This window comes from Nonomuraea longispora (genome assembly GCF_004348345.1).
Lineage (GTDB): Bacteria > Actinomycetota > Actinomycetes > Streptosporangiales > Streptosporangiaceae > Nonomuraea > Nonomuraea longispora.
This window is the reverse complement of record NZ_SMJZ01000174.1, coordinates 1-19533: the sequence shown is the minus strand read 5'-3', so window position 1 is coordinate 19533 and position 19533 is coordinate 1. Positions and strand designations below refer to the sequence as shown.

Below are 19533 nucleotides of genomic sequence, written 5' to 3'. Positions count from 1 at the left end.
TGAGGTCTCCCACCCTGTGAGGGGTTAAGGCTCCCGGTAGACGACCGGGTTGATAGGCCGGGTGTGGAAGCATGGTAACGTGTGGAGCTGACCGGTACTAATAGGCCGAGGACTTGACCACAAAGCATATTCTTTGGTGTGTGCAGCGCTCTGTTACTCTTCGCCGGGTCCGGAGCTGCGCCACACCAAAGTAAGATTCTTGCTCGCGTCCACTAGGCAATTCTGAGACAGCAAGCGGTTACGCTTGGCGGTTTCATGGGGTTACGGCGGTTATGGCGGGAAGGAAACACCCGGTTACATTCCGAACCCGGAAGTTAAGCTTCTCTGCGCCGATGGTACTGCACTCGGGAGGGTGTGGGAGAGTAGGTCGCCGCCGGACAATCGTTCACGAAAGGGCTCCGACTGTGTCGGGGCCCTTTCTGCGTTCCCGACTCACACCATCTGCGGACGGATGATGAAAACTCCCCAGCCCAGATAATGGCGCCCGTATTCGAGATGCGAGCGGCGCGCCCTGGTGAGGAAATCGCGTAGGGCCGGGGCGTCGGGATCGTCGGGATTGTCGCGCAGCCAGTCGCTGATGGTCCACCATTGGCTGGCCACGTACCTGTCCCAGCCGTCCTGGTCGGACAGCACCATCTCCAGCAGTTCGAAGCCCGAGTCCTCGATGCGGTCCGCGGTGCCGGCCAGCGACGTGAACAGGCTGTTCGCTATGCCGAGCGCCTCGTACGCCTCCTGTGGAGGCGGCGTTGTCCAGAAGCATTCACCGACCAAGGCGATGCCGCTCTGGCGCAGATGCCTGCGCATCAGGGAAAGTGTGCCCTGAAGGCCGTTCCCGATCCAGGTAGCGCCGATGCAGGACACGATGTCAAACGACTCGGGGGTGTCTTCGTACGTGGCTGCATCGGCTTCCACCAGAGCGACTTGATCGGCTACGCCGAGTTCGACGGCGCGCACTCTGGCTGCTTCCAGAAATACCTTGCTGATGTCCACGCCCACGCCCTGGACGCCATAATCGGCCGCCCACCGAGAAAGCAGCTCGCCCTTTCCACAGGCGAGGTCGAGTTGCCGGGAACCGGGAGCGATACGGCAGATCCGGCCCAGCAGGTCCAGCTTTTCGTCGGTCAAGGGATTGAGCGTGAGGTGGTTCTGCTCGGCTATTTCATGGAAGCGAAGTGACATGGTGGACAGTCTCGCCGACCAGGCGATTTCCGGTCCAATCATTAAATGGGTTGTCTACAGGCTCATGGACGTGTCAGGCCTTGCTAGGCTGGGAGGACCGGGCCACCCCACAGGTGGCCTTCGTCGCGTCAGGCCCGAGGGCGGGCGGCGACCAGCCCCGGTAGACCGTTGTTGTGAGTCCGCCGGGTGAGCCAACGAATGGACCAGAAGTGAACAGAGATAACGGATCGGACGGCGGACAGCGCGGCCGCGAAGACAACGAAGACCGGCCCTCCGGCGGAGGCGGCCGGAGCGGCGGCCACGGCTCTCGCGGGCGCGACTCCGCAGGCGACCGTCCGTTCCGTTCCGACGACAGGTCGCGCTCCGGCAACCGGGGAGACAGAGGACCTCGACGGGACGAGGGCTACCGTGAGCCCCGCGGTCCGCGCCGTGAAGGCGACGATCGCCGTACCTACCGGGACAGAGACGACCGCGGCCCCCGCCGTGAGGGTGGCTCTGGTGAGCGGCGTGAGGGCGGTTACGGTTCTCGTCGTGACAGTGATCGTGGTCCGCGTCGTGAGGGTGGTTACGATCGTGGTCCTCGTCGTGAGGGTGATGATCGTGGGTTCCGGGGTGGTGAGCGGCGTTCGTTCCGGGATCGGGATGATCGGGGTCCGCGTCGTGATGACGATGGCCGTCGTCCGTTCCGGGATCGGGACGATCGCGGCCCGCGGCGGGAAGGTGGATTCGGCGCCGGCCGGGGCAGTGATGGTGGTCCGCGTCGTGAGGGCGGATTCGACCGTGGTCCTCGTCGTGAGGGTGGCTCTGGTGAGCGGCGTGAGGGCGGTTACGGTTCTCGTCGTGACAGTGATCGTGGTCCGCGTCGTGAGGGTGGTTACGATCGTGGTCCTCGTCGTGAGGATGACGGCCGCCGTCCGTTCCGGGATCGGGACGATCGCGGCCCGCGTCGCGGCGGCGGTTATGGCGAGCGGCGTGAGGGCGGTTACGGGGACCGTCGTGACAGTGGCTCTCGCGAAGGCCGGCCGTTCTCCCGGGACGACCGCGAGGAGAGTGCCGGATCCCGCGCCAGATACGGCAGGCCCGATCGCGAGGCCGAGGCGCCGCAGCGCGAGCGGCTGCCCGAGGTCGAGCCCGACATCACCGCGGACGAGCTCGACAAGGAGGTCCTGGAAGAACTGCGGTCGCTGCCCGGTGACCTCGCCGACCTGGTCGGTCGGCACCTGGTGGCCGCCGAGCGCGCGCTGGAGGACGACGACCCCGACCGTGCACATGAGCACACGAAGGTCGCGCGCAGGTTCGCGGCGCGTATCGGTGTCGTACGCGAGGCCGCGGGCATCGTCGCCTACCGCGCGGGCCACTTCTCCGAGGCGCTGAGCGATCTGCGGGCCGCCAGGCGGATGACGGGCTCGGACGTGTACCTGGCGGTCATTGCCGACTGCGAGCGCGGCCTCGGCCGTCCGGAAAGGGCCATCGACCTCGTACGCTCGCCAGAAGCCGAACGTCTCGACAGGGCCGGGCGCATCGAGCTGACCATCGTCGAGTCCGGGGCCCGGCGCGACCTGGGCCAGCACGACGCCGCCGTGATCACGCTGCAGCGCCTGCCCGAGCTGCGCGACCCGCAACCCAAGCCGTGGTCGGCCCGGCTGGCGTTCGCCTACGCGGACGCACTGGCCGACGCCGGTCACCAGGAGGCGGCCACCGACTGGTTCGGGAGGGCGATGGCGTTCGACGAGGACGGCGAGACAGACGCGGCAGAACGGTACGCGGAGCTGACCGGGTCCGTCATCGAGGACCTCGAGGAGGACTTCGACGACGACGCCTCCTATACCGACGACCTTGCTACCGGTGACCTCCTGGGGATGGAGGCGCATGAGGGCCGGGTCGTCGACGTGCCGGAGCGGGCGGACGTACCCGATGACCAGGGTTCGGGTTCCCAGGACGCGGCTGAGCCGCAACAAGCTTCCGTGGGCGTTCACGGCGGCGACGTCCAGGATGCTGACGTCCAGGACGCTGAGGTGCGGAAGGCCGATGTCGCGGATCCCGAGGACCCGGATGCGGGAGCCCGAGACGTCGAAGCTCAGGACACCGACGGAGCGGACAGGGAGGCCCCGACCGAGAGCCCTCAGGTTCCGGACGAGGACCCGCGTGTCCAGGCGGAGAAGCCGGGTGTTCCTGATGAGCAGCCGGCCGTTCGTCACCACGAAGCGGAGCAGGACGAGCGCACGCAGGATCGCGCGGCCGACCGGCCGGATGCTCCCGAGGCCAAGGAGCATGGCGAAACCCCGGGCATCACCCCGGCGTTCATCGAGCCCGATTTCGGTGACGCGCTCGGCGAGCCCACCGCGGACCGTCCCAAGACGGACGACTGACGCAGGCAGGACACCCCGCCGCCACTGATCGTGGCGGCGGGGTGTCGCGTTCGAGGGTCTGCCTGTACGGCCGTGTCACCCGAAACGGTCGTCCGTCACGGTGAGACGCGGTCGAGCCAGTGGAGGATGCCCGCCACGTTCGAGGGTGCTCCGCTCAGCAGTTCGAAGTGCTCAGCCGTCGGGTCGTCGGCCTTCAGCGCGGTGTAGCGCTCCTTGGTGCGGTCTCTGACCATGGCGACGGCGTGGTCGAGGTCCATGCCCTCCGAACGGGCCTGCTGGGTGAGATCGACCCAGATGCGGAGCTCCTCCGCAGACCGCTCCAAAGTCTCCTGGACGGCGTCGACCGGCCCGTAGTGGCTGAACAGCAGGCGTTGCGGCCCAAGCGCCCCGAACAGGGCGATCGAGTCGAGTGCCGTCTGCAGGTCGAAGTCCGGCGGAGGCGTCGCGGGGCGCAGATCGCCCGTCTCCGGCAAGTAGACTCCTGCGGCGTCGCCGACGTACAGATCCCCGGTGGCGGAGTCGACCAGGCCCACGTGGTGCTTGGCGTGGCCGGGCGAGTAGTGGCTGCTCAGAGTACGCCCGTTGCCCAGGTCGATGGCGCCGGTGTCGCCGAGTGCGACGATACGCTCGGCCTCGGTGGGGGACAGCTCGCCGAACAGTGTGTCGAGCCGGTCGCCCCAGACCATGCGCGCACTGGCCATCAACCGGGTGGGATCGGCGAGGTGCCGGGCTCCCTTCTCGTGAACGACGACCTGCGCGGAGGGGAAGAACCTGGCGATGTCTCCCACGCCTCCCGCATGATCCAGGTGGATGTGGGTCACCACGACGGTGGCCAGGTCCTCCGGTCCGACGCCGAGCGACGCGAGCGCGTCACGCACCACCGGAGCGGACGTCGAGGTGCCCGTCTCCACCAGGCACGGCCGGTCACCCAGGATGAGATAACCGGCCGTGATGCCCGAATAACCCGCCATCCTGGTGTCGATCTCATAGACGTCGCCGCCCAGAGCGGTGATGTTGTCCACAGGCGCTCCCGCACGTTCTGCCGTTATCCCCAGAACGGCATTCCAGCCGGTCCGGCTTTCTCCTCATCGTAGATAGTGATCTCACCAGAGCACCGACAGGGGAGGAAGACAGTGGACCGCAATGAGGTCTTGCTGGTGGGAAGGCTGTCAGCGGCGGCCGAGGAGCACGCGTTGCCGAGCGGCGACACCGTGACGAAGTGGCGCGTCATCGTGCGCCGCCGACGGCACAGGCGCGGAGCCGCCCTGACGGACAGCATCCCGTGTGTCACCTTCAACCCGGAGGTCGCCGCCATAGTTCGCACCCTCAAACCTCGCGACTGCATCGAGGTGGCGGGGTCGTTCCGCTGCCGGGTCTTCGGGCCGTCCGCGGCCAAGGTCTGGAGGTACGAGGTGGAGGTGAGCTCCGCCAAACCCTTCGAGGCCGAGCTGACCGAACCCGACGCCCCGGCCCCCGACCCGTCCGCCGGCTCCGAGGGGAATGTCACCGCCCTGATCCCCAGGCAGGTGGCCTACCTGGCACGAGCCGCCTGACCTCGGCCGCTCGCCCGTGCCACAGGGGCGCGTGCACGCACGACTGGCCGGATCGCCCGGTTGTCCGTGCACGCGCCGGCCTCGCCGGGGCTTGCGACGATCTTGCCGGGCGCGGGCAACGTCCGTACAGCCGCCAACCGGCGGCGCTTCTGCACGTCGTGAGGATGCGCCGCCGCAGACAGTCCGTGGTCATGGCGGCAGCAGAGCTGTGATCAGCCAGTTCGGACAGCTCGTGAACCCTCTTCTGAGATCACCTCCACGGCAGTCACCCACAGGAAGGACTCACTCGTGCGCACCGTTTACGTCGTCACTCATCCGGAGGCGACGCACCATGTCGAGGGGGTCGTCGGCGGCTGGCATGATTCCCAGCTGACGCCGGCCGGCCACCGCGCGGCGGCCTCGATCGCCGAAGCGCTGCGAGCCCGGATCCCGGCCGGGGCCGAGGTGGAGCTGTTCTCCTCGGATCTGCGGCGCACCCGGCAGACGGCCGAGAAAGTCGCCGAGTTGTTCGGCGTGAAAGCAATACATGAATCGTCGGTCCAGCCGCCACCGGCTGCCGGGGAGCGGTTAGAACACGACGAGGGCGTGGCGGGCGCCGAGACCAAGGCGGCGCTGGCGCGGCGCATCTACGCGGCCATGGACCAGATCGTGCAGCGGCCCTGCGACAACCAGATCATCGTGACGCACGGTGGTTCTTTGACGTTCGTCGTGGCGTCCTGGATCAAAATGCCGATCAGGGCGGTCGGCCATGCCAGTTTCCTGGCGCCGTCCGGCAGCATCACCACACTGCGCGAAGACGACTGTTTTCACAATCGCACGGTCGTGCACCTCGGTGACATCCGCCATCTCTCCTCCGCCGCAACCGGCTGACCTCTGCCTGGCGGCTTCGATGGCCAAGGGGGTGACGTGCTGCCGAGCATCACGTCGCCACGACGGGACGCCTCAGTCGATCGCGAACGTGCGGAGGACCAGACCGGTTCTGGGCTTCGGGCCGAAGGAGGTGCTCTTGCGGGGCACCCGTTCGCCGCCGGCGGCGACGGCAAGCACCTCCTCGGCCTTGAGCGGTTTGAGGATCACGGCGGTGCCACCGGAGCGGGCGGCCAGCCGCACCGCGGCTCGCGCGTCGTGATGCACGATGCGCACGGCCCGCTCGTCGTCACGCATGCCCCACACCTTGGGCATGACGAACTCGGACAGGACGGACGTGTTGAGGCTGCTCCAGCGGTCGGAGCGCTCGGGCGGCATCGCATGGGCGAGCTGCACCGGGTCGGGATCGGTGAGCAGGTGCGCACCGCCCTCACCGGCCAGCAGGAACGCCGGCTCCGCCGCCTCATCGAGCGCCGCCAGGCCCAGCGTCAGGTCGTCATAGTCGTGGACCCGCCACGACCCCTTCGCCCTGGCGGCCGCCTCGTCCAGAGGAAGACCGGGAATCACGCGGTGGATCGCCTTCAGGTCGGGCGGGTACGCGGAGCTGTCGACGAGCAGGGCCAGCCCGAAATCCCACGGACCCGCCGTCGAACGACCCGCTCCCGCCGCGGGAGCGTCCTGCCCTGTCCCGGCGCCGTCGTCCTGTTGCGCGGATCCGGGTCGCCCGGCTCCGGCGCTGTCGCCGTGTCGCGACGCCAGGTCGGCCCGTTCGGGGTCCGGACGTTGTGGCTCGCCTGCCGAGTGGGTTGGCTGCGGGCCTGGACGGCGTGGCCCGGCTGCGCCGGTACGTTGCGGCGTGGGACCGGCTGCTTCGTACGTCGTCGGGGGCGCCGGCCGGGTGTCCGGGGTGGTCGGTGGGGTGGCTCGCTGGTCACTGCCGGAGGCCCGCGTGCCGGCCGGGCCGGTCCGGCGGCGTGTTTCATGTTCCTGACGCTGGAGCACGCGATAGGTCGCATACCTGTGGTGTCCGTCGGCGATCAGGGCCTGCCGGTCATGGAGGTCGGCGTTGATCGCGGCGAGCTCCTCCGGATCCGTGATGGCCCACAGACGGTGGGTGAGGCCGTCCTCCGTGCGGGCCGACACGAGGGGCTGCCGATACCGGGTCACCTCGTCGACCAGGCGGCTGGCGGTGCCGTTCGCGCCGTCGTAGAGGAGGAAGATGGGTTCGAGGTTGGCCTGAGTGGTGCTCATCAGAGCGAGCCGGTCGGCGACGGGCCCCGGCATGACGTCCTCGTGCGGGAGGATGATGCGCTGGTCCGGGTCGGTCAGGCCCACGTCGCCGATGAGGCCCCGCTGCAGCACCTCCGCGCCGCTCTGCTCGTAGACGTAGAGCGCCGGCACGTCGTCGGCCACAAGCACGCCCGTGTCCAGCCACGCCCTCAGCGTGTTCCTCGCCTCGGTGTACCGCGATTCGAGCGGCTCCTGGGCCTGCGCGTCCGGCGCGGCACCGGGCTGTCCGCCGCGCGCTGTGCCGGAGCGGGCAGGAACGTCGTCGGCGGATGGGGGCGCGGGGACGTCGGCGGAGGACGGGTGACCGGGGGACGAGCAGGGAAGGATGAGCCGTACGACGTTGTTGGGGTGGGAGTCGAGCAGCGTGTCCACGTCTGCGTCGGAGATCAGGTCGTACGGCGGAGAGGTCACCTTGGCGGGATCGTCGACAGCGAAACGCACGCCACGGAAGGGCCGCAGCACCAGTCCATCAGGCACCGGCAGTTCAGGAGTCCCCATACCGGGCATGGTCCCATAAATGTCTACGCCGTCCGGAAGTCGCCCCGGGGTTGCGGTCGGTTCCGTTCCGCAGCAGGGCGGGACGGTGATCAACATCCAGCGATGAAGGAGTCCTCACGTATGGGTCAGAGTGACAACGTTCATGACGGGAGCTGGGGAGCTCCTGAGGGCGGTGTTTACGACTGGTATCAGCGTGGGGTGCGCTTGTTGAAGGACGGCAGCCCGGCGGCCGCGGCGGCCTTGCTGGAGAGGGCCGCCGCGGCCGAGCCGGAATCACGCAGCATTCTGGAGGCGCTGGCCAGGGCGCAGTTCAATTCCCGCCAATACGCTGAGGCGGCGGTCAGTTTCCGCCAGATCGTGGACGCCAATCCGGCCGAGGATTACGCCTACTTCGGTCTCGGATTGTCCTTGTGGCGGACCGGGGACGTGGAAGGCGCACAGGAACCGCTGGCCATCGCGGTCGCCATGCGGCCCGACGAACGGCATTACGTTTCCGCGTTGAAGAGTGTCCGGGCGACCTTGCGCGCACGCCGCGAGATGTAGCGGCAGGACCGCCACTCGGGCTGCGACGGGTGAGCGTTTCGAGGGCGAGACGTCCCGGACGGGCGGCCGGCTCGGTGACGTGCGCCGGACCACCAGGTGTCCCCGGTCACGGATCACGCGTCGTGGCGGGTGGCGTTGGCGGCGACGGCCGTCCGGAGGTAGGCCCGCCAGCCCCGGCGCCGTCCCGTCGATGGAGGCGGTGAAGCGGTGGTCCGTCTCATAGGTGCAGTCGTAGCGCCAGCGGGTCAGGTGAGCGCGGTGCTCCTCGGCCAGGTCCATGGCGGGCTCGCCGTCCGCCGGCGCGCCCGTCCGCATGACGTCGGCCATGCGGGCGTAGACGCCTGCCGCCTCGGCCACGACGCGTTTCCAGTCCTCCTTGGAGCGCGAGGCGGCGCGTCGTTGCGCGTCGTTCCGTGCCTGGGTGCCACCCCAGCGGCGCCCGGCCTCCCCGCGTGCTCCTCCGGACGGAAATCGCCGAACAGTTCGGTGCGTTCCTCGAGGGTGAGGTTCAAGTTCGAGGACAAGGTCCATCCCTTCCGCAGGTGCGTACGACGGCGACGCTAAAGTCTCACGCGGCGTGAGAGTCAATCCGGAAGGGGCGCTGTGCTGATCGACGGCTATGACACCCTGCTGCTCGACCTCGACGGCGTGGTCTACCTGGGCGGCCACGCGGTCCCGGGCGCCCCGGCGGCGCTGGAGGAGGCCCGGCGCAGAGGAGTGCGGCTGGCGTACGTGACCAACAACGCCTCCCGGACGCCGGCGGCCATCGCCGCGCACCTGCGTGAACTCGGCGCGCCCGCCACGGCCTCCGACGTGGTCACGTCGGCTCAGGCGGCCGCCCGGCTGGTCGCGGAGCGCGTTTCGCCGGGTTCGAACGTGCTGGTGGTCGGCGGGTCGGGGCTGCGGCTGGCCGTACGGGAGCAGGGGCTGCGGCCCGTGTCCGCCGCCGCCGAGTCCCCCGCCGCCGTGGTGCAGGGGATAGCGCCAGGTCTGTCGTACGAGCTGCTGGCGGAGGGGACGCTCGCCGTGCGGCGGGGGGCGCTCTTCGTGGCCTCCAACCGCGACAGCACCATGCCCACGGGCCGCGGGGAACTGCCGGGCAACGGGTCGATGGTCCGGGTGATCGCCGCCGCCACGGGGGTGGAGCCGGTGTACGCGGGCAAGCCGGACCCGCCGCTGCACCGGGAGTCGATGCTGCGTACGGGAACCCGGCGGCCTCTGGTGGTGGGCGACCGGCTCGACACCGACATCGAGGGCGCCTCCAACGCCGGGGTCGAGAGCCTGCTGGTGCTGACGGGGGTGGCCACGCCGGTCGAGGTGCTGACGGCGGCGCCCCGGCACCGGCCCACGTACGTCGGGCAGGACCTGAGGGCGCTGCTGCGGCCCTATCCCGAGGTGCGCGACGGTTCCTGCGGTGGGTGGCGGGCCCGGTGGCGCGACGGCGTGTTGTGCCTCGACGGTGACGGCGACCGCATCGACGGGCTCCGTGCCGCCTGCGACGCCGCCTGGTCCGCGGCCGGCGACGGGCAGATCGAGGAGGGCGCCGTCAAGCCCGTACTGGACCGGGTCGGATAGCGGCGCCGGCGCCTTCAGAGGCTCATGCGATCCGTTCAGCGGTCTGGCGGGCGAACTGCCAGCCGCCCACGGTGAGGAGCAGGGCGCAGGCCACGACCAGCGCCGCGAGCGACACCGGCACGCCGCCGCTCCAGCCCCGCAGCACCAGCAGCCGGATGGCCTCGATGGCGTAGGTGAGCGGGTTGACCCTTGCCACGAGCTCCATCCACGCCGGCATCCACGCCGGCATCCACGCCGGCATGGCCGACAGCGGCACGAACGCGTTGCTCATGAACAGCAGGGGCAGCGTGGCGAACCCCGTGACCGCGAAGAACGTGCCGTGGGAGGGCACCGAGCAGGCCAGGGCCATCGCCGCGGCGGTGAGCGCCAGCGTCAGCAGGGCCGTCGCCGGGTGAGACCTGCTGCATCACGTAGCCGATGCGGCGGCGTACGGCTGCCGCCTCCGTCACCACGTCGAACCCGCACACTCGCGCCGCGCCCGCGCTCGGCGGGAGCAGCGTGGACAACATCTTGATCGTGGTGGTCCTGCCCGCGCCGTTGGGGCCGAGCAGCCCGAAGATCTCGCCGGGAGCCACCGCCAGGTCCAGCCCGTCGACGGCGTGGTGGTCGCCGAAGGCACGGCGCAGGCCCTCGGTCTGGATGATCGCAGTCATCACTTCACGCCATCGCATAACAGTTAGCGAGGCCATTAATGGCTCGGGGCCCGTGCGAGTCGACAGCCCCTCAGATCAGCTTGCGCAGCCGCAGCAGGTCGCCGAAGCTGGCGTCGACTTTCACCCGCCCCCCGAGCAGCGCGCGCGCCAGGTCGAGCTCCCCGTCGACCAGCGCGATCAGGTCGTCGCTCACGATCGTGAGCTTGACGTCGGCCGGCTTGCCGCCGGCCGGAGGCGTCTCGGCGAACGGGTCGAGCCCCCCGTGCGTCAGGCGACCGTAGAAGGTCACGTCGAGGTCGGAGACCCGGCAGCTGACCGTGCGCTCGACGACGTGCTTGGCACGGTCGGCCTCGTCGATCTCGTCGAACTGGTCGACGAGCTTGGCCAGTGCCGCCCGGCACTCCTCGACGCTTGCCATGATGCGCATCCCTTCTTCCTTCGCGGACGGTAGCGTTCCACATCAGTAGCACCTCGTACGACCTTCAACGACTGACGGGCCCGCCAAGGTCCCGGGCGCCCGCCGGAGGCGTTAACGTCGAGACATGAGTGAGCTGCCGGAAGGGACAGGCGACGAGCGGGTCGACGCCATCGTGGCCGGGCTCGGCCGTCTGGGCGAGCAGCCGGCGAGCGAGCACGTGGCGATCTTCGACGAGGCGTTCTCCGGACTGGAGAGCGTGCTGGCGGCCGTTGACGACTCGGGCGGGCAGGCTCCGGACGGGCAGGCTCTTGCAGGTCGACACGTTGCGGGCGGGCACGTTATGGGCGGGCAGGGCGCCGGTGAGCGGCCCGCGGGCCAGCGGTGAGCCGCAGGATCCGCCTCGACAGCGAGCTGGTGCGCCGAGGGCTGGCCAGGTCGCGCGAGCAGGCCACCCAGCTCATCGAGGCCGGCCGGGTCACCGTCGGTGGCCGCCGGGCCGGCAAGGCGGCCACCCAGGTCGACACCGCCTCCGCCATCGTCGTGGCCGCCTCGGACGACGGGCCCGACTACGTTTCGCGAGGAGCGCACAAACTGCTCGGCGCGCTGGAGGCGTTCGAGCGCCTGACGGTCGAAGGCCGCCGCTGTCTCGACGCGGGCGCGTCCACCGGCGGGTTCACCGACGTGCTGCTGCGTCGCGGGGCCGCACACGTGGTGGCCGTCGATGTCGGGTACGGCCAGCTGGCCTGGTCCCTGCGCACCGACGAGCGGGTCACGGTGATGGAGCGCGTCAACGTGCGCGACCTCACCCCCGGCATGGCCGGCGAGCCGCCCACGCTGATCGTGGGAGACCTGTCCTTCATCTCGCTGCGGATCGTGCTGCCCGCCCTGGTCGAGGTGGCCGCGCCGCGAGCCGACTTCGTGATGCTCGTCAAACCGCAGTTCGAAGTGGGCAAGGACCGAGTCGGGGCGGGTGGCGTGGTGCGCGATCCCGTGTTGCGGGTTAGTGCCGTGCGCGACGCCGCCGCCCGGGCTCAGGACCTGGGGCTGACCGTACGCGGCGTGACCGCGAGTCCGCTGCCGGGGCCGTCGGGAAATGTGGAATATCTCCTCTGGCTGGGCAAAGGGGAAGGCGAGCCGCCGGTCGCCGACCTCGACGCAGAGATCCAGCGGGCCGTCGAGGAAGGGCCGCAATGAACCGGACCGTGCTGGTCGCCGTACACACCGGGCGTGACGCCGCGGTCGAGAGCGCGCGCCTGGTCGTCGACCGGCTGATCGACGCCGACATCACCGTCATGGTGCTCGACAGCGAGGCCGGCGAGATCGGCAGCGCCAGGGTGGAGGCCGTGCCCTGCGACCCGGGCGCGGCCAAGGAGGCCGAGGTCATGATCGTGCTCGGCGGCGACGGTACGCTGCTGCGCGCGGCGGAGCTGGCCCGGCCGGCCGGCACGCCGCTGCTGGGGGTCAACCTCGGGCACGTCGGCTTCCTGGCGGAGGCGGAGGTGGCCGACCTGGCCACGGCCGTCGACAGCGTCGTGGCGGGGCGCTACGACGTCGAGGAGCGCATGACGGTCGACGTCGTCGCCAGGATGAACGGGCAGGTGCTGGCCGACACCTGGGCGCTCAACGAGGTCACCGTCGAGAAGCAGGAGCGCCTGCTCGAGGTCGTCGCCGAGATCGACGGCCGGCCGCTGTCCAGGTGGGGCTGCGACGGCGTGATCTGCGCCACCCCGACGGGCTCCACCGCCTACGCCTTCTCCGCCGGCGGCCCCATCGTGTGGCCGGAGGTGGAGGCGCTGCTCATGGTGCCCATCAGCGCCCACGCGCTGTTCGCCAAGCCGCTGGTCATCTCGCCGCGCTCCACGCTGGCCGTGGAGATCCTGCCCGACACGCCGTGCGGGGTCCTGTGGTGCGACGGCCGCCGCAGGTTCGAGCTGCCGCCGGGCACGCGGGTGGAGGTCCGCAGGGGCGCCGAGCCCGTACGCCTGGCACGTCTGCACGGCGTGGAGAGCACCGGGGCCCCCTTCACCGACCGGCTGGTGGCCAAGTTCGAGCTTCCCGTGCAGGGCTGGCGCGGAAGGGTCCGACCCTGAGTGGATGGAGGGCAGAGCGCGTAGGATCACGTGGACACGCACGTGGGCATGGTGGGCCGCCCCCCAGCGGTCCAGCGGTCCAGAGCCGGCAGCCGCTGCCGGCTTCCGGAGGCGATCCGGGTGACCATCAGACAGGGCAGTGAACGGGAGTGGGCAGTGCGACCAAGGGTCGAGGAGGTCCGCATCCAGGGGCTCGGCGTCATCGATGAGGCCGTTCTCGAGCTCTCGCCGGGCTTCAACGTGGTCACCGGCGAGACCGGCGCGGGCAAGACGATGGTCGTCACCGGGCTCGGCCTGCTGTTCGGCGGCCGGGCAGATCCTTCGCGCATCCGGCCGGGCGCCGACAAGGCGACCGTCGAGGGGACCCTCGTCGTCGAGCAGGGCGGCCACGTCGCCCAGCAGGTCGAGGACATCGGCGGCGAGGTCGAGGACGGCACGCTGATCATCTCGCGGGCCGTCTCCGCGGAGGGCAGGTCCAGGGCCTGGCTGGGCGGGCGCACGGTGCCCGTCGGCACCCTGACCTACCTCGCCGACGACCTGGTGGCGGTGCACGGGCAGATGGACCAGCAGCGGCTGCTCCAGGCGACCCGGCAGCGCGCGGCGCTCGACCGTTACGCGGGCGACGAACTGGTCAAGCCGCTGCGGGCCTACACGCAGGCGTACAAACGGCACAAGAAGGTCACCGCGCTGCTGGAGGAGCTGACCACAAGAGCCAGGGAGCGGGCGCAGGAGGCCGACATGCTCCGATTCGGCCTGGAGGAGATCGAGAAGGTCGACCCAAAGCCGGGCGAGGACGCAGAGCTGCGCGGCGAGGAGGAGCGGCTCTCGCACGCCGACGCGCTGCGCAGCGCCGCGACCACGGCGCACACGGCGTTGCTCGGCGACCCGATGGAGGCCGCGGGAGGCCCGCACGACGTGATCTCGCTGCTCGGCGAGGCGAAGTCGGCGGTCGAGGCGGTGCGCGACTTCGACGCCCAGCTCGCCGGTGTCGCCGACCGGCTGGCCGAGGCCGGCTACCTGATCTCCGACGTGGCCACCGATCTGGCGGCGTACGCGGAGTCGATCGAGGCGGACCCCACGCGGCTGGCGGCGGTACAGGAACGCCGGTCGGTGCTGTCCGGCCTGATCCGCAAGTACGGCGAGGACAGCGCCGGGGTGCTGGCCTGGGCGCAGCAGGCCGCCGGCCGCCTGTCCGAGCTGGAAGGCGACGACGAGCGCATCGACGAGCTGACCCGCGAATACGACGAGCTGACCGCCCGGCTCACCGAGCTGGCGGCCGAGCTCACCAAGGTGCGCGAGGCGGCCGCGGAGCGGTTCGGCCAGGCCGTGACCGAGGAACTGACGGCGCTGGCCATGCCGCACGCCAAGGTCGTCGTCCAGCTCGGCCAGAGCGAGGAGTTCGGTCCCGAGGGCCGCGACGAGGCGGAGCTGCGGATGGCCGCCCATCCGGCCGCGCCGCCGCTGCCGCTCAACAAGGGAGCCTCCGGCGGCGAGCTGAGCCGGGTGATGCTCGCGATCGAGGTGGTGTTCGCCGGTGCCGACCCGGTGCCGACGTTCGTGTTCGACGAGGTCGACGCGGGCGTCGGCGGCAAGGCAGCGGTCGAGATCGGGCGCCGCCTCGCCCGGCTCGCCCGGACCGCCCAGGTGATCGTGGTCACCCACCTGCCGCAGGTGGCGGCCTTCGCCGACCAGCATCTCGTGGTTGAGAAGGCCGGCGACGGCAGCGTCGTGCGCAGCGGCGTCGTGGCCCTCGACCACGAGGGACGCGTGCGTGAGCTGTCCCGCATGCTGGCCGGTCTCGAGGACTCCGAGCTGGGCCGGGCGCACGCCGAGGAACTGCTGGGGCTGGCAGCGGCGGACAGGTGACTCTGGGCGACATAGTGGACACGCCGCGTCATGCATGGCCCTTGCGCCGTTTCTCTCTGGCAGGATGGTCATGATGAAGGTTCCGGGGAGCAGGATGCCGGGCCTCCGTGGTTGGAAGGCCGAGAGCCTTCCCGGTGTTACGGCAGTGGCGAGAATCGACCGGCGGACCAAGAGGCTCACCAAACGCCTCCAGCCGGGGGAAATTGCGATCATCGATCATGTCGACGTAGACCGGGTCAGCGCGGAGGCTCTTGTCGCGTGCGGGGCCGCGGCCGTGGTCAACACTGCCGCCGGCATCAGCGGCCGTTACCCCAACCTGGGGCCTCAGATTCTGCTGGAAGCGGGCGTGTCGTTCATCGACAACGCCAACCGGGAGTTGTTCGAGCGGATCAAGGACGGCGACGTCGTCCGGGTCTGCGACGGCGCGGTCTACCTCGACGACGACATCGTCGGCAAAGGTGACGAGCAGAGCATCGAGACGGTCGAGGCCGCCATGGCCGAGGCGCGCGCGGGGCTGGCCGTCCAGATCGAGGCGTTCGCCGTCAACACCATGGAATATGTACGCGGTGAGGGCAGGCTCCTCATCGAGGGCGTCGGCGTGCCGGAGATCCGCACCTCCATGGAGGGCCGGCACGTCCTCATCGTGGTGCGCGGCTACCACTACAAGGAAGACATCGCCACGCTGCGGCCCTACATCCGCGAGTACCGTCCGGTGCTCGTGGGAGTCGACGGCGGCGCAGACGCGCTGCTGGACGCCGGCTACCAGCCCGACGTGATCGTCGGCGACTTCGACTCGGTCTCCACCAAGGCCCTGACCTGCGGCGCCGAGCTCGTCGTGCACGCCTACCGCGACGGCCGGGCCCCCGGTCTGGAGCGCGTCCACCAGCTCGGCCGCGAAGCCGTGATCTTCCCCGCCACCGGCACCAGCGAGGACATCGCGATGCTCCTGGCCGACGACAAGGGCGCCGAGCTGATCGTCGCGGTCGGCACCCACGGCACGCTGGAGGAGTTCCTCGACAAGGGCCGGCCCGGCATGGCCAGCACCTTCCTCACCCGCCTGATCATCGGCAGCAAGCTCATCGACGCCAAAGGCGTGAGCAGGCTCTACCGCAGCCGCATCACCACCCCGCAGCTCCTCCTGCTGGTGATCACCGCGTTGATCACCATGGGGGTCGCGCTCTCCCTCTCGCCGATCGGCCAGACCTGGCTGAACGGCCTGCAAGACGCCTGGAACGCGTTCATCTTCTGGCTGGTCGGACTCTTCTCGTGATCGATTTTCGCTACCACCTCGTCTCCATCGTCGCCGTCTTCCTGGCCCTGGCGGTGGGCATCGTGCTGGGCACCACGCTCTTGCAGGAGCCCGCGGTCAAGTCGGCGCAGGAGATGACCGCCGCACTCACCAAGACCAAGGAGGAGCTGCGCGGGCAGATCGACACGCTGCAGGGCCGCGAGGCCGCCAACGACGCACTCCTCACCTCCATGACGCCCGACATTGTGGCAGGTGACCTGGCCGGGCAGAGCGTGCTCCTCATCGAGACGCCGGGCTCCAGCACGACGATCCGTGAGGCGGCGCAGCAGGTGCTCGGCGAGGCGGGCGCGGAGATCTCCGGGCGCGTCACGTTGACGGAGAAGTTCCTCGACCCCAAGGGCGCCGGCGTGCTCGACGGCCTGGTCAACCAGCTCAAACCGGCCAACATGGTCTTCGCCGAAACCGCCACCGCCTGGGACCGCGCCGCCACGCTGCTCTCCGCCGCCCTGGTCACCACCGACTCCTCCCAGGTCGGCACCCCCAACGCCGCCACCACCGAGGTGCTGAGCGCCTTCGAGACCGGCGGGCTGCTCACCCTCGACGGCGACCCCGGCAAGCGGGCCACGCTCACGGTGGTGCTCGCGCCGGAGAAGCCGTACGAAGGGGAGAACGCCGAGACCCAGGCCGGTGCGATCGCCTCGATGGCCGACGGGTTCGACGTGGGTGGCAACGGCACGGTGCTCGCCGGAGGCCCGGCAGCCCTCACCGCCGTCCCCGGTGACCCGATCGGCCACACCCGCGACGACAGCGACATCGCCAAGCGCGTCACCACCGTCGACTCGGCCGACATGCCCATGGGCCGCGTCGTGATCGTACAGTCGTTGCAGGAGCAGCTGGCCGGGCGCTCCGGACACTACGGCGTGGGCATCGGCGCGTCGTCCCCCATGCCGGCGGTGACGTCCGCCACCCCCACCCCCACCAGCGAGTCAGGGAGCTGACATGCCTGCCAGCAGGGCCCGTGGCCTGCTCTACGCCCTAGCCGGCGCCGCGATCGGCGCCGCCGCCGCCCGCGCCGCCTATGCCGCCTTCACCCGCAACCGGCCGGCCGAGCCGAGCGGCCGGTGGACACGGAAGAACCACCGCGGCGAGCCCATCACCCTGCTGGAAGGCCCCGCCTTCGTCGCCGGCGCGGGAGCCGCCGCCGCCTTCACGCCCGGCGTTCCCGGCCGCGTACGCGCCGCCGCGCTGCTCGCCGGAGGCGGCAGCGGGGCGCTCGGCGCCTACGACGACCTCTACGGCACCACGGCCTCCAAGGGTTTCAAAGGGCACCTGAGCGCGCTCGCCCGCGGTGAGGTCACCAGCGGCGCCGTCAAGATCCTCGGCATCGGCGCCACCGGCCTCGGCGCGGCCGCCCTCGTCTCCAAGGGCCCCGCCGACACCCTGGTCAACGGCGCGACCATCGCAGGCGCCGCCAACCTCGCCAACCTCTTCGATCTGCGCCCGGGCCGCGCCATCAAGGTCGGCCTGCTCGCCGGCGGGCCGCTGCTCGCCGTCTCCGTCCTGCGTGGCTCGCCCGCCGTCGCGGCGCTGAGCGCCGTCCCGCTCGGGGCCGCGGCCGCGCTGCTGCCCGACGACCTCGGCGAGCGCGCGATGCTCGGCGACGCGGGCGCCAACTCCCTGGGCGCGCTGCTCGGGCTCGCGGCGGTGACCAAGCTCGGCAGGTCCGGCCGCTACGTGCTGCTCGGCACCGTCGTGGCCTTGACCGCGGCCGCCGAGAAGATCAGTTTCACCAAGGTCATCGCGGGCAACCCGGTGCTCAACCGCCTCGACATGATGGGCCGCCGTCCCGTCGGCCCCGCGTGATCCGCCTTCTGTCGGTACGACCTGCCAGGATGTCTGCGTAAGCATGATCGTGCGCGGGGAGGCGGCGTGCGGGTGGTGACGGCGCGGGGTGTGGCCGGCGGTGCCCTGCTCATCGGGGCGCTCACGGTGCTGGCACGCATCGCCGGTTTCGGCAAACAATATGCCTTCGCGCAGACGGTCGGCACCAACTGCCTGTCCACCGCCTACATGACGGCCAACCAGATTCCCAACATCGTGTTCGAGGTGGTCGTCGGCGGCGCCCTGGCGGGGATGGTCGTTCCCGTCCTCGCGGGGGCGGCCGGGCGTGACGGCGCCGAGGGCGACGGCCCCGGCGAGCGGGCGGGGTGGGTCAGCTCGGCGCTGCTGACGTGGGTGGTCGTCGTGCTCGTGCCGCTGGGCGTGCTCACCGCGCTGCTCGCCGAGCCGATCACCGGGCTGTTCTTCGGCGACGTCATCGACAACTGCCCCGACGCCGGCGCGGTGACGGCCATCGCCACGCGCATGCTGGTCGTCTTCGCCCCGCAGATCCCCCTCTACGGCGTCGCCGTCGTGCTCTACGGTGTGCTGCAGTCGCACAAACGTTTCGCCGGGCCCGCGGTCGCGCCTCTGGTCTCCAGCATCGTGGTCATCGTCGCCTACCTGCTGTTCGTGCCGCTCAGCGGCGGGGTGCGCGATCCCGCCGAGGTGCCGTCGGCGGCCGAGCTCGCGCTGTCGGTGGGCACGAGCCTCGGGGTGCTGTCCCTGGTGCTGGCCGTGGCGGGCCCCGTGGCCCGCCTGGGCCTGCGGTGGCGGCCCACCTTACGTTTCCCCGACGGTGTGGCCGTGCAGGTGCGCAGGCTCGCCCTGGCCGGGATCGCGACCCTCCTCGCCCAGCAGGCGGCCATGATCGTGGTGCTGCTGCTGTCGAACAACGCGATCGGCAACGGCGCCATCACCGTCTACAACTACGCGTGGGCGATCTACCTGATGCCCTATGCCGTGCTGGCCGTGCCCATCGCGACCAGCGCGTTCCCCCGGTTGGCCGCGCAGGCGGGCGAGCCGGAGGCGTTCGCGGCGCTGGCCGCGCGCACGACGCGGGCCGTGGTGCTGGTGTCCGGCCTGGCCGCCGGGGTGCTGGCCGCCGCGTCAGGGCCGGGGGCCGTGGTGTTCCTCGGGACCATGAGCGAGGTGCCCGCGCCTCAACTGGCCGCCGCGATCGCGCTGTTCGCGCCCGGGCTGGTCGGATACGGGCTCATCGCGCACGCCGGCCGGGTGCTCTACGCGGCCGGCTGCGGCCGGGCCGCCGCCACCGGGACCGTGGCGGGATGGGTGGTGGTGATGGCCGCGCAGGCCGTCTTCGTGCTGCTGCTGCCCGAAGGGTGGAAGATCGGCGGGATGGCGCTCGGCATGAGCGTGGGCATGAGCGTGGGCGGGGCGCTGCTGCTGGTCTCAGTCGTACAGGCCCGAGGACGCGGCGCCGTGGCGGGGCTTCTTCGGGCCGTGGGAGGCGCCGCCGCCGGAGGGACGCTGGGCTACCTGGC

The 19533-nt window shown here is 70.6% G+C and carries 19 protein-coding genes, 2 rRNA genes and 3 pseudogenes; 15 read left to right on the top strand and 9 right to left on the bottom strand.

Annotated features, from left to right (window positions below; translation table 11 throughout):
- Both E1267_RS33445 and rrf read left to right on the top strand, forming a co-directional pair.
- Positions 1 to 121: ribosomal RNA gene (locus E1267_RS33445) — 23S ribosomal RNA — on the top strand; the annotation flags it as partial.
- 141 nt (positions 122 to 262) lie between these two features.
- A 5S ribosomal RNA gene (rrf, locus tag E1267_RS33440) occupies positions 263 to 379 on the top strand.
- A 53-nt stretch (positions 380 to 432) separates the two neighbouring features.
- On the opposite strand, the gene E1267_RS33435 is transcribed toward rrf, so the two are convergent.
- On the bottom strand, positions 433 to 1179 hold the full coding sequence (locus E1267_RS33435) for an SAM-dependent methyltransferase (RefSeq protein WP_132338565.1): 747 nt from the start codon (positions 1177 to 1179) through the stop codon (positions 433 to 435).
- A 128-nt stretch (positions 1180 to 1307) separates the two neighbouring features.
- Positions 1308 to 2399, bottom strand: coding sequence for a hypothetical protein (locus E1267_RS44835; protein ID WP_165959941.1), 1092 nt, complete (start codon positions 2397 to 2399; stop codon positions 1308 to 1310).
- A gap of 3 nt (positions 2400 to 2402) precedes the next feature.
- Between E1267_RS44835 and E1267_RS33430 the strand changes: the two genes are divergently transcribed.
- Positions 2403 to 3548 (top strand): hypothetical protein, encoded by a 1146-nt coding sequence (locus tag E1267_RS33430; RefSeq protein ID WP_246064417.1) that lies wholly within the window; start codon positions 2403 to 2405, stop codon positions 3546 to 3548.
- A gap of 95 nt (positions 3549 to 3643) precedes the next feature.
- Here the strand turns inward: E1267_RS33430 and E1267_RS33425 are convergent, their stop codons facing one another.
- Complete coding sequence (locus E1267_RS33425; RefSeq protein WP_181957878.1) at positions 3644 to 4570, bottom strand: MBL fold metallo-hydrolase; 927 nt, start codon at positions 4568 to 4570, stop codon at positions 3644 to 3646.
- Between the two features lie 75 nt (positions 4571 to 4645).
- On the opposite strand from E1267_RS33425, the gene E1267_RS33420 reads away from it, so the two are divergent.
- Both E1267_RS33420 and E1267_RS33415 read left to right on the top strand, forming a co-directional pair.
- The gene (locus E1267_RS33420; RefSeq protein ID WP_342774921.1) at positions 4646 to 5101 is read left to right on the top strand and encodes a single-stranded DNA-binding protein; all 456 of its coding nucleotides are present in this window, start codon (positions 4646 to 4648) and stop codon (positions 5099 to 5101) included.
- Positions 5102 to 5389: 288 nt separating this feature from the next.
- Positions 5390 to 5971 (top strand): histidine phosphatase family protein, encoded by a 582-nt coding sequence (locus E1267_RS33415; RefSeq protein ID WP_132338559.1) that lies wholly within the window; start codon positions 5390 to 5392, stop codon positions 5969 to 5971.
- 72 nt (positions 5972 to 6043) lie between these two features.
- On the opposite strand, the gene E1267_RS46810 is transcribed toward E1267_RS33415, so the two are convergent.
- A complete protein-coding gene (locus E1267_RS46810) occupies positions 6044 to 7756 on the bottom strand; it encodes a DUF1015 family protein (RefSeq protein ID WP_425465109.1) in 1713 nt (570 codons plus the stop codon).
- A gap of 120 nt (positions 7757 to 7876) precedes the next feature.
- Here E1267_RS46810 and E1267_RS33400 point away from each other — a divergent pair, with 120 nt between their 5' ends.
- Positions 7877 to 8299 (top strand): tetratricopeptide repeat protein, encoded by a 423-nt coding sequence (locus E1267_RS33400; protein ID WP_132338557.1) that lies wholly within the window; start codon positions 7877 to 7879, stop codon positions 8297 to 8299.
- Between the two features lie 177 nt (positions 8300 to 8476).
- On the opposite strand, the pseudogene E1267_RS48100 reads toward E1267_RS33400, so the two are convergent.
- Positions 8477 to 8830: pseudogene (locus E1267_RS48100) on the bottom strand (TipAS antibiotic-recognition domain-containing protein); the annotation flags it as partial.
- A 72-nt stretch (positions 8831 to 8902) separates the two neighbouring features.
- Here E1267_RS48100 and E1267_RS33390 point away from each other — a divergent pair.
- Positions 8903 to 9874: an HAD-IIA family hydrolase gene (locus tag E1267_RS33390; RefSeq protein WP_132338553.1), complete on the top strand. Its 972-nt coding sequence runs from the start codon at positions 8903 to 8905 to the stop codon at positions 9872 to 9874.
- Between the two features lie 22 nt (positions 9875 to 9896).
- On the opposite strand, the gene E1267_RS46805 is transcribed toward E1267_RS33390, so the two are convergent.
- The 4 genes and pseudogenes from E1267_RS46805 to E1267_RS33380 form a co-directional block, all read right to left on the bottom strand.
- Positions 9897 to 10070, bottom strand: coding sequence for a hypothetical protein (locus tag E1267_RS46805; protein ID WP_246064419.1), 174 nt, complete (start codon positions 10068 to 10070; stop codon positions 9897 to 9899).
- Positions 10071 to 10082: 12 nt separating this feature from the next.
- Positions 10083 to 10223 (bottom strand): annotated as a pseudogene (locus E1267_RS48095) (hypothetical protein); the annotation flags it as partial.
- 106 nt (positions 10224 to 10329) lie between these two features.
- Positions 10330 to 10527: pseudogene (locus E1267_RS45880) on the bottom strand (ATP-binding cassette domain-containing protein); the annotation flags it as partial.
- 70 nt (positions 10528 to 10597) lie between these two features.
- Positions 10598 to 10954: an SCP2 sterol-binding domain-containing protein gene (locus tag E1267_RS33380; RefSeq protein WP_425465108.1), complete on the bottom strand. Its 357-nt coding sequence runs from the start codon at positions 10952 to 10954 to the stop codon at positions 10598 to 10600.
- Positions 10955 to 11069: 115 nt separating this feature from the next.
- Here E1267_RS33380 and E1267_RS33375 point away from each other — a divergent pair, with 115 nt between their 5' ends.
- The 8 genes from E1267_RS33375 to murJ all read left to right on the top strand — a co-directional run.
- Positions 11070 to 11330 (top strand): hypothetical protein, encoded by a 261-nt coding sequence (locus tag E1267_RS33375; RefSeq protein WP_132338549.1) that lies wholly within the window; start codon positions 11070 to 11072, stop codon positions 11328 to 11330.
- A complete protein-coding gene (locus E1267_RS33370; RefSeq protein WP_132338547.1) occupies positions 11327 to 12139 on the top strand; it encodes a TlyA family RNA methyltransferase in 813 nt (270 codons plus the stop codon). The genes E1267_RS33375 and E1267_RS33370 overlap by 4 nt, the downstream gene beginning before the upstream one ends.
- The gene (locus E1267_RS33365; RefSeq protein WP_132338545.1) at positions 12136 to 13035 is read left to right on the top strand and encodes an NAD kinase; all 900 of its coding nucleotides are present in this window, start codon (positions 12136 to 12138) and stop codon (positions 13033 to 13035) included. The genes E1267_RS33370 and E1267_RS33365 overlap by 4 nt, the downstream gene beginning before the upstream one ends.
- A 156-nt stretch (positions 13036 to 13191) precedes the next feature.
- Positions 13192 to 14901, top strand: a complete 1710-nt coding sequence (recN, locus tag E1267_RS33360; protein ID WP_132338543.1) for a DNA repair protein RecN — start codon at positions 13192 to 13194, stop codon at positions 14899 to 14901.
- 94 nt (positions 14902 to 14995) lie between these two features.
- Positions 14996 to 16171, top strand: a complete 1176-nt coding sequence (steA, locus tag E1267_RS33355; RefSeq protein WP_425465110.1) for a putative cytokinetic ring protein SteA — start codon at positions 14996 to 14998, stop codon at positions 16169 to 16171.
- Positions 16168 to 17148 carry a copper transporter gene (locus E1267_RS33350; protein WP_132338541.1) on the top strand — a complete coding sequence of 327 codons (981 nt, stop codon included), beginning with the start codon at positions 16168 to 16170 and terminating at the stop codon, positions 17146 to 17148. The genes steA and E1267_RS33350 overlap by 4 nt, the downstream gene beginning before the upstream one ends.
- Before the next feature lies 1 nt (position 17149).
- The gene (locus E1267_RS33345) at positions 17150 to 18013 is read left to right on the top strand and encodes an MraY family glycosyltransferase (protein WP_132338539.1); all 864 of its coding nucleotides are present in this window, start codon (positions 17150 to 17152) and stop codon (positions 18011 to 18013) included.
- A gap of 66 nt (positions 18014 to 18079) precedes the next feature.
- Positions 18080 to 19533: murein biosynthesis integral membrane protein MurJ (gene murJ, locus E1267_RS33340; RefSeq protein WP_132338537.1), on the top strand; the 1454-nt coding region annotated here is incomplete at its 3' end.

What these genes read in the sequence shown, in the direction of transcription:
- E1267_RS33435 (WP_132338565.1), bottom strand. Translation starts at nt 1,179, where the DNA reads ATGTCACTTCGCTTCCATGAAATAGCCGAGCAGAACCACCTCACGCTC.
- E1267_RS46810 (WP_425465109.1), bottom strand. Translation starts at nt 7,756, where the DNA reads ATGGGGACTCCTGAACTGCCGGTGCCTGATGGACTGGTGCTGCGGCCC.
- E1267_RS33400 (WP_132338557.1), top strand. Translation starts at nt 7,877, where the DNA reads ATGGGTCAGAGTGACAACGTTCATGACGGGAGCTGGGGAGCTCCTGAG.
- E1267_RS33380 (WP_425465108.1), bottom strand. Translation starts at nt 10,954, where the DNA reads ATGCGCATCATGGCAAGCGTCGAGGAGTGCCGGGCGGCACTGGCCAAG.
- E1267_RS33375 (WP_132338549.1), top strand. Translation starts at nt 11,070, where the DNA reads ATGAGTGAGCTGCCGGAAGGGACAGGCGACGAGCGGGTCGACGCCATC.
- E1267_RS33365 (WP_132338545.1), top strand. Translation starts at nt 12,136, where the DNA reads ATGAACCGGACCGTGCTGGTCGCCGTACACACCGGGCGTGACGCCGCG.
- steA (WP_425465110.1), top strand. Translation starts at nt 14,996, where the DNA reads ATGCCGGGCCTCCGTGGTTGGAAGGCCGAGAGCCTTCCCGGTGTTACG.
- E1267_RS33345 (WP_132338539.1), top strand. Translation starts at nt 17,150, where the DNA reads ATGCCTGCCAGCAGGGCCCGTGGCCTGCTCTACGCCCTAGCCGGCGCC.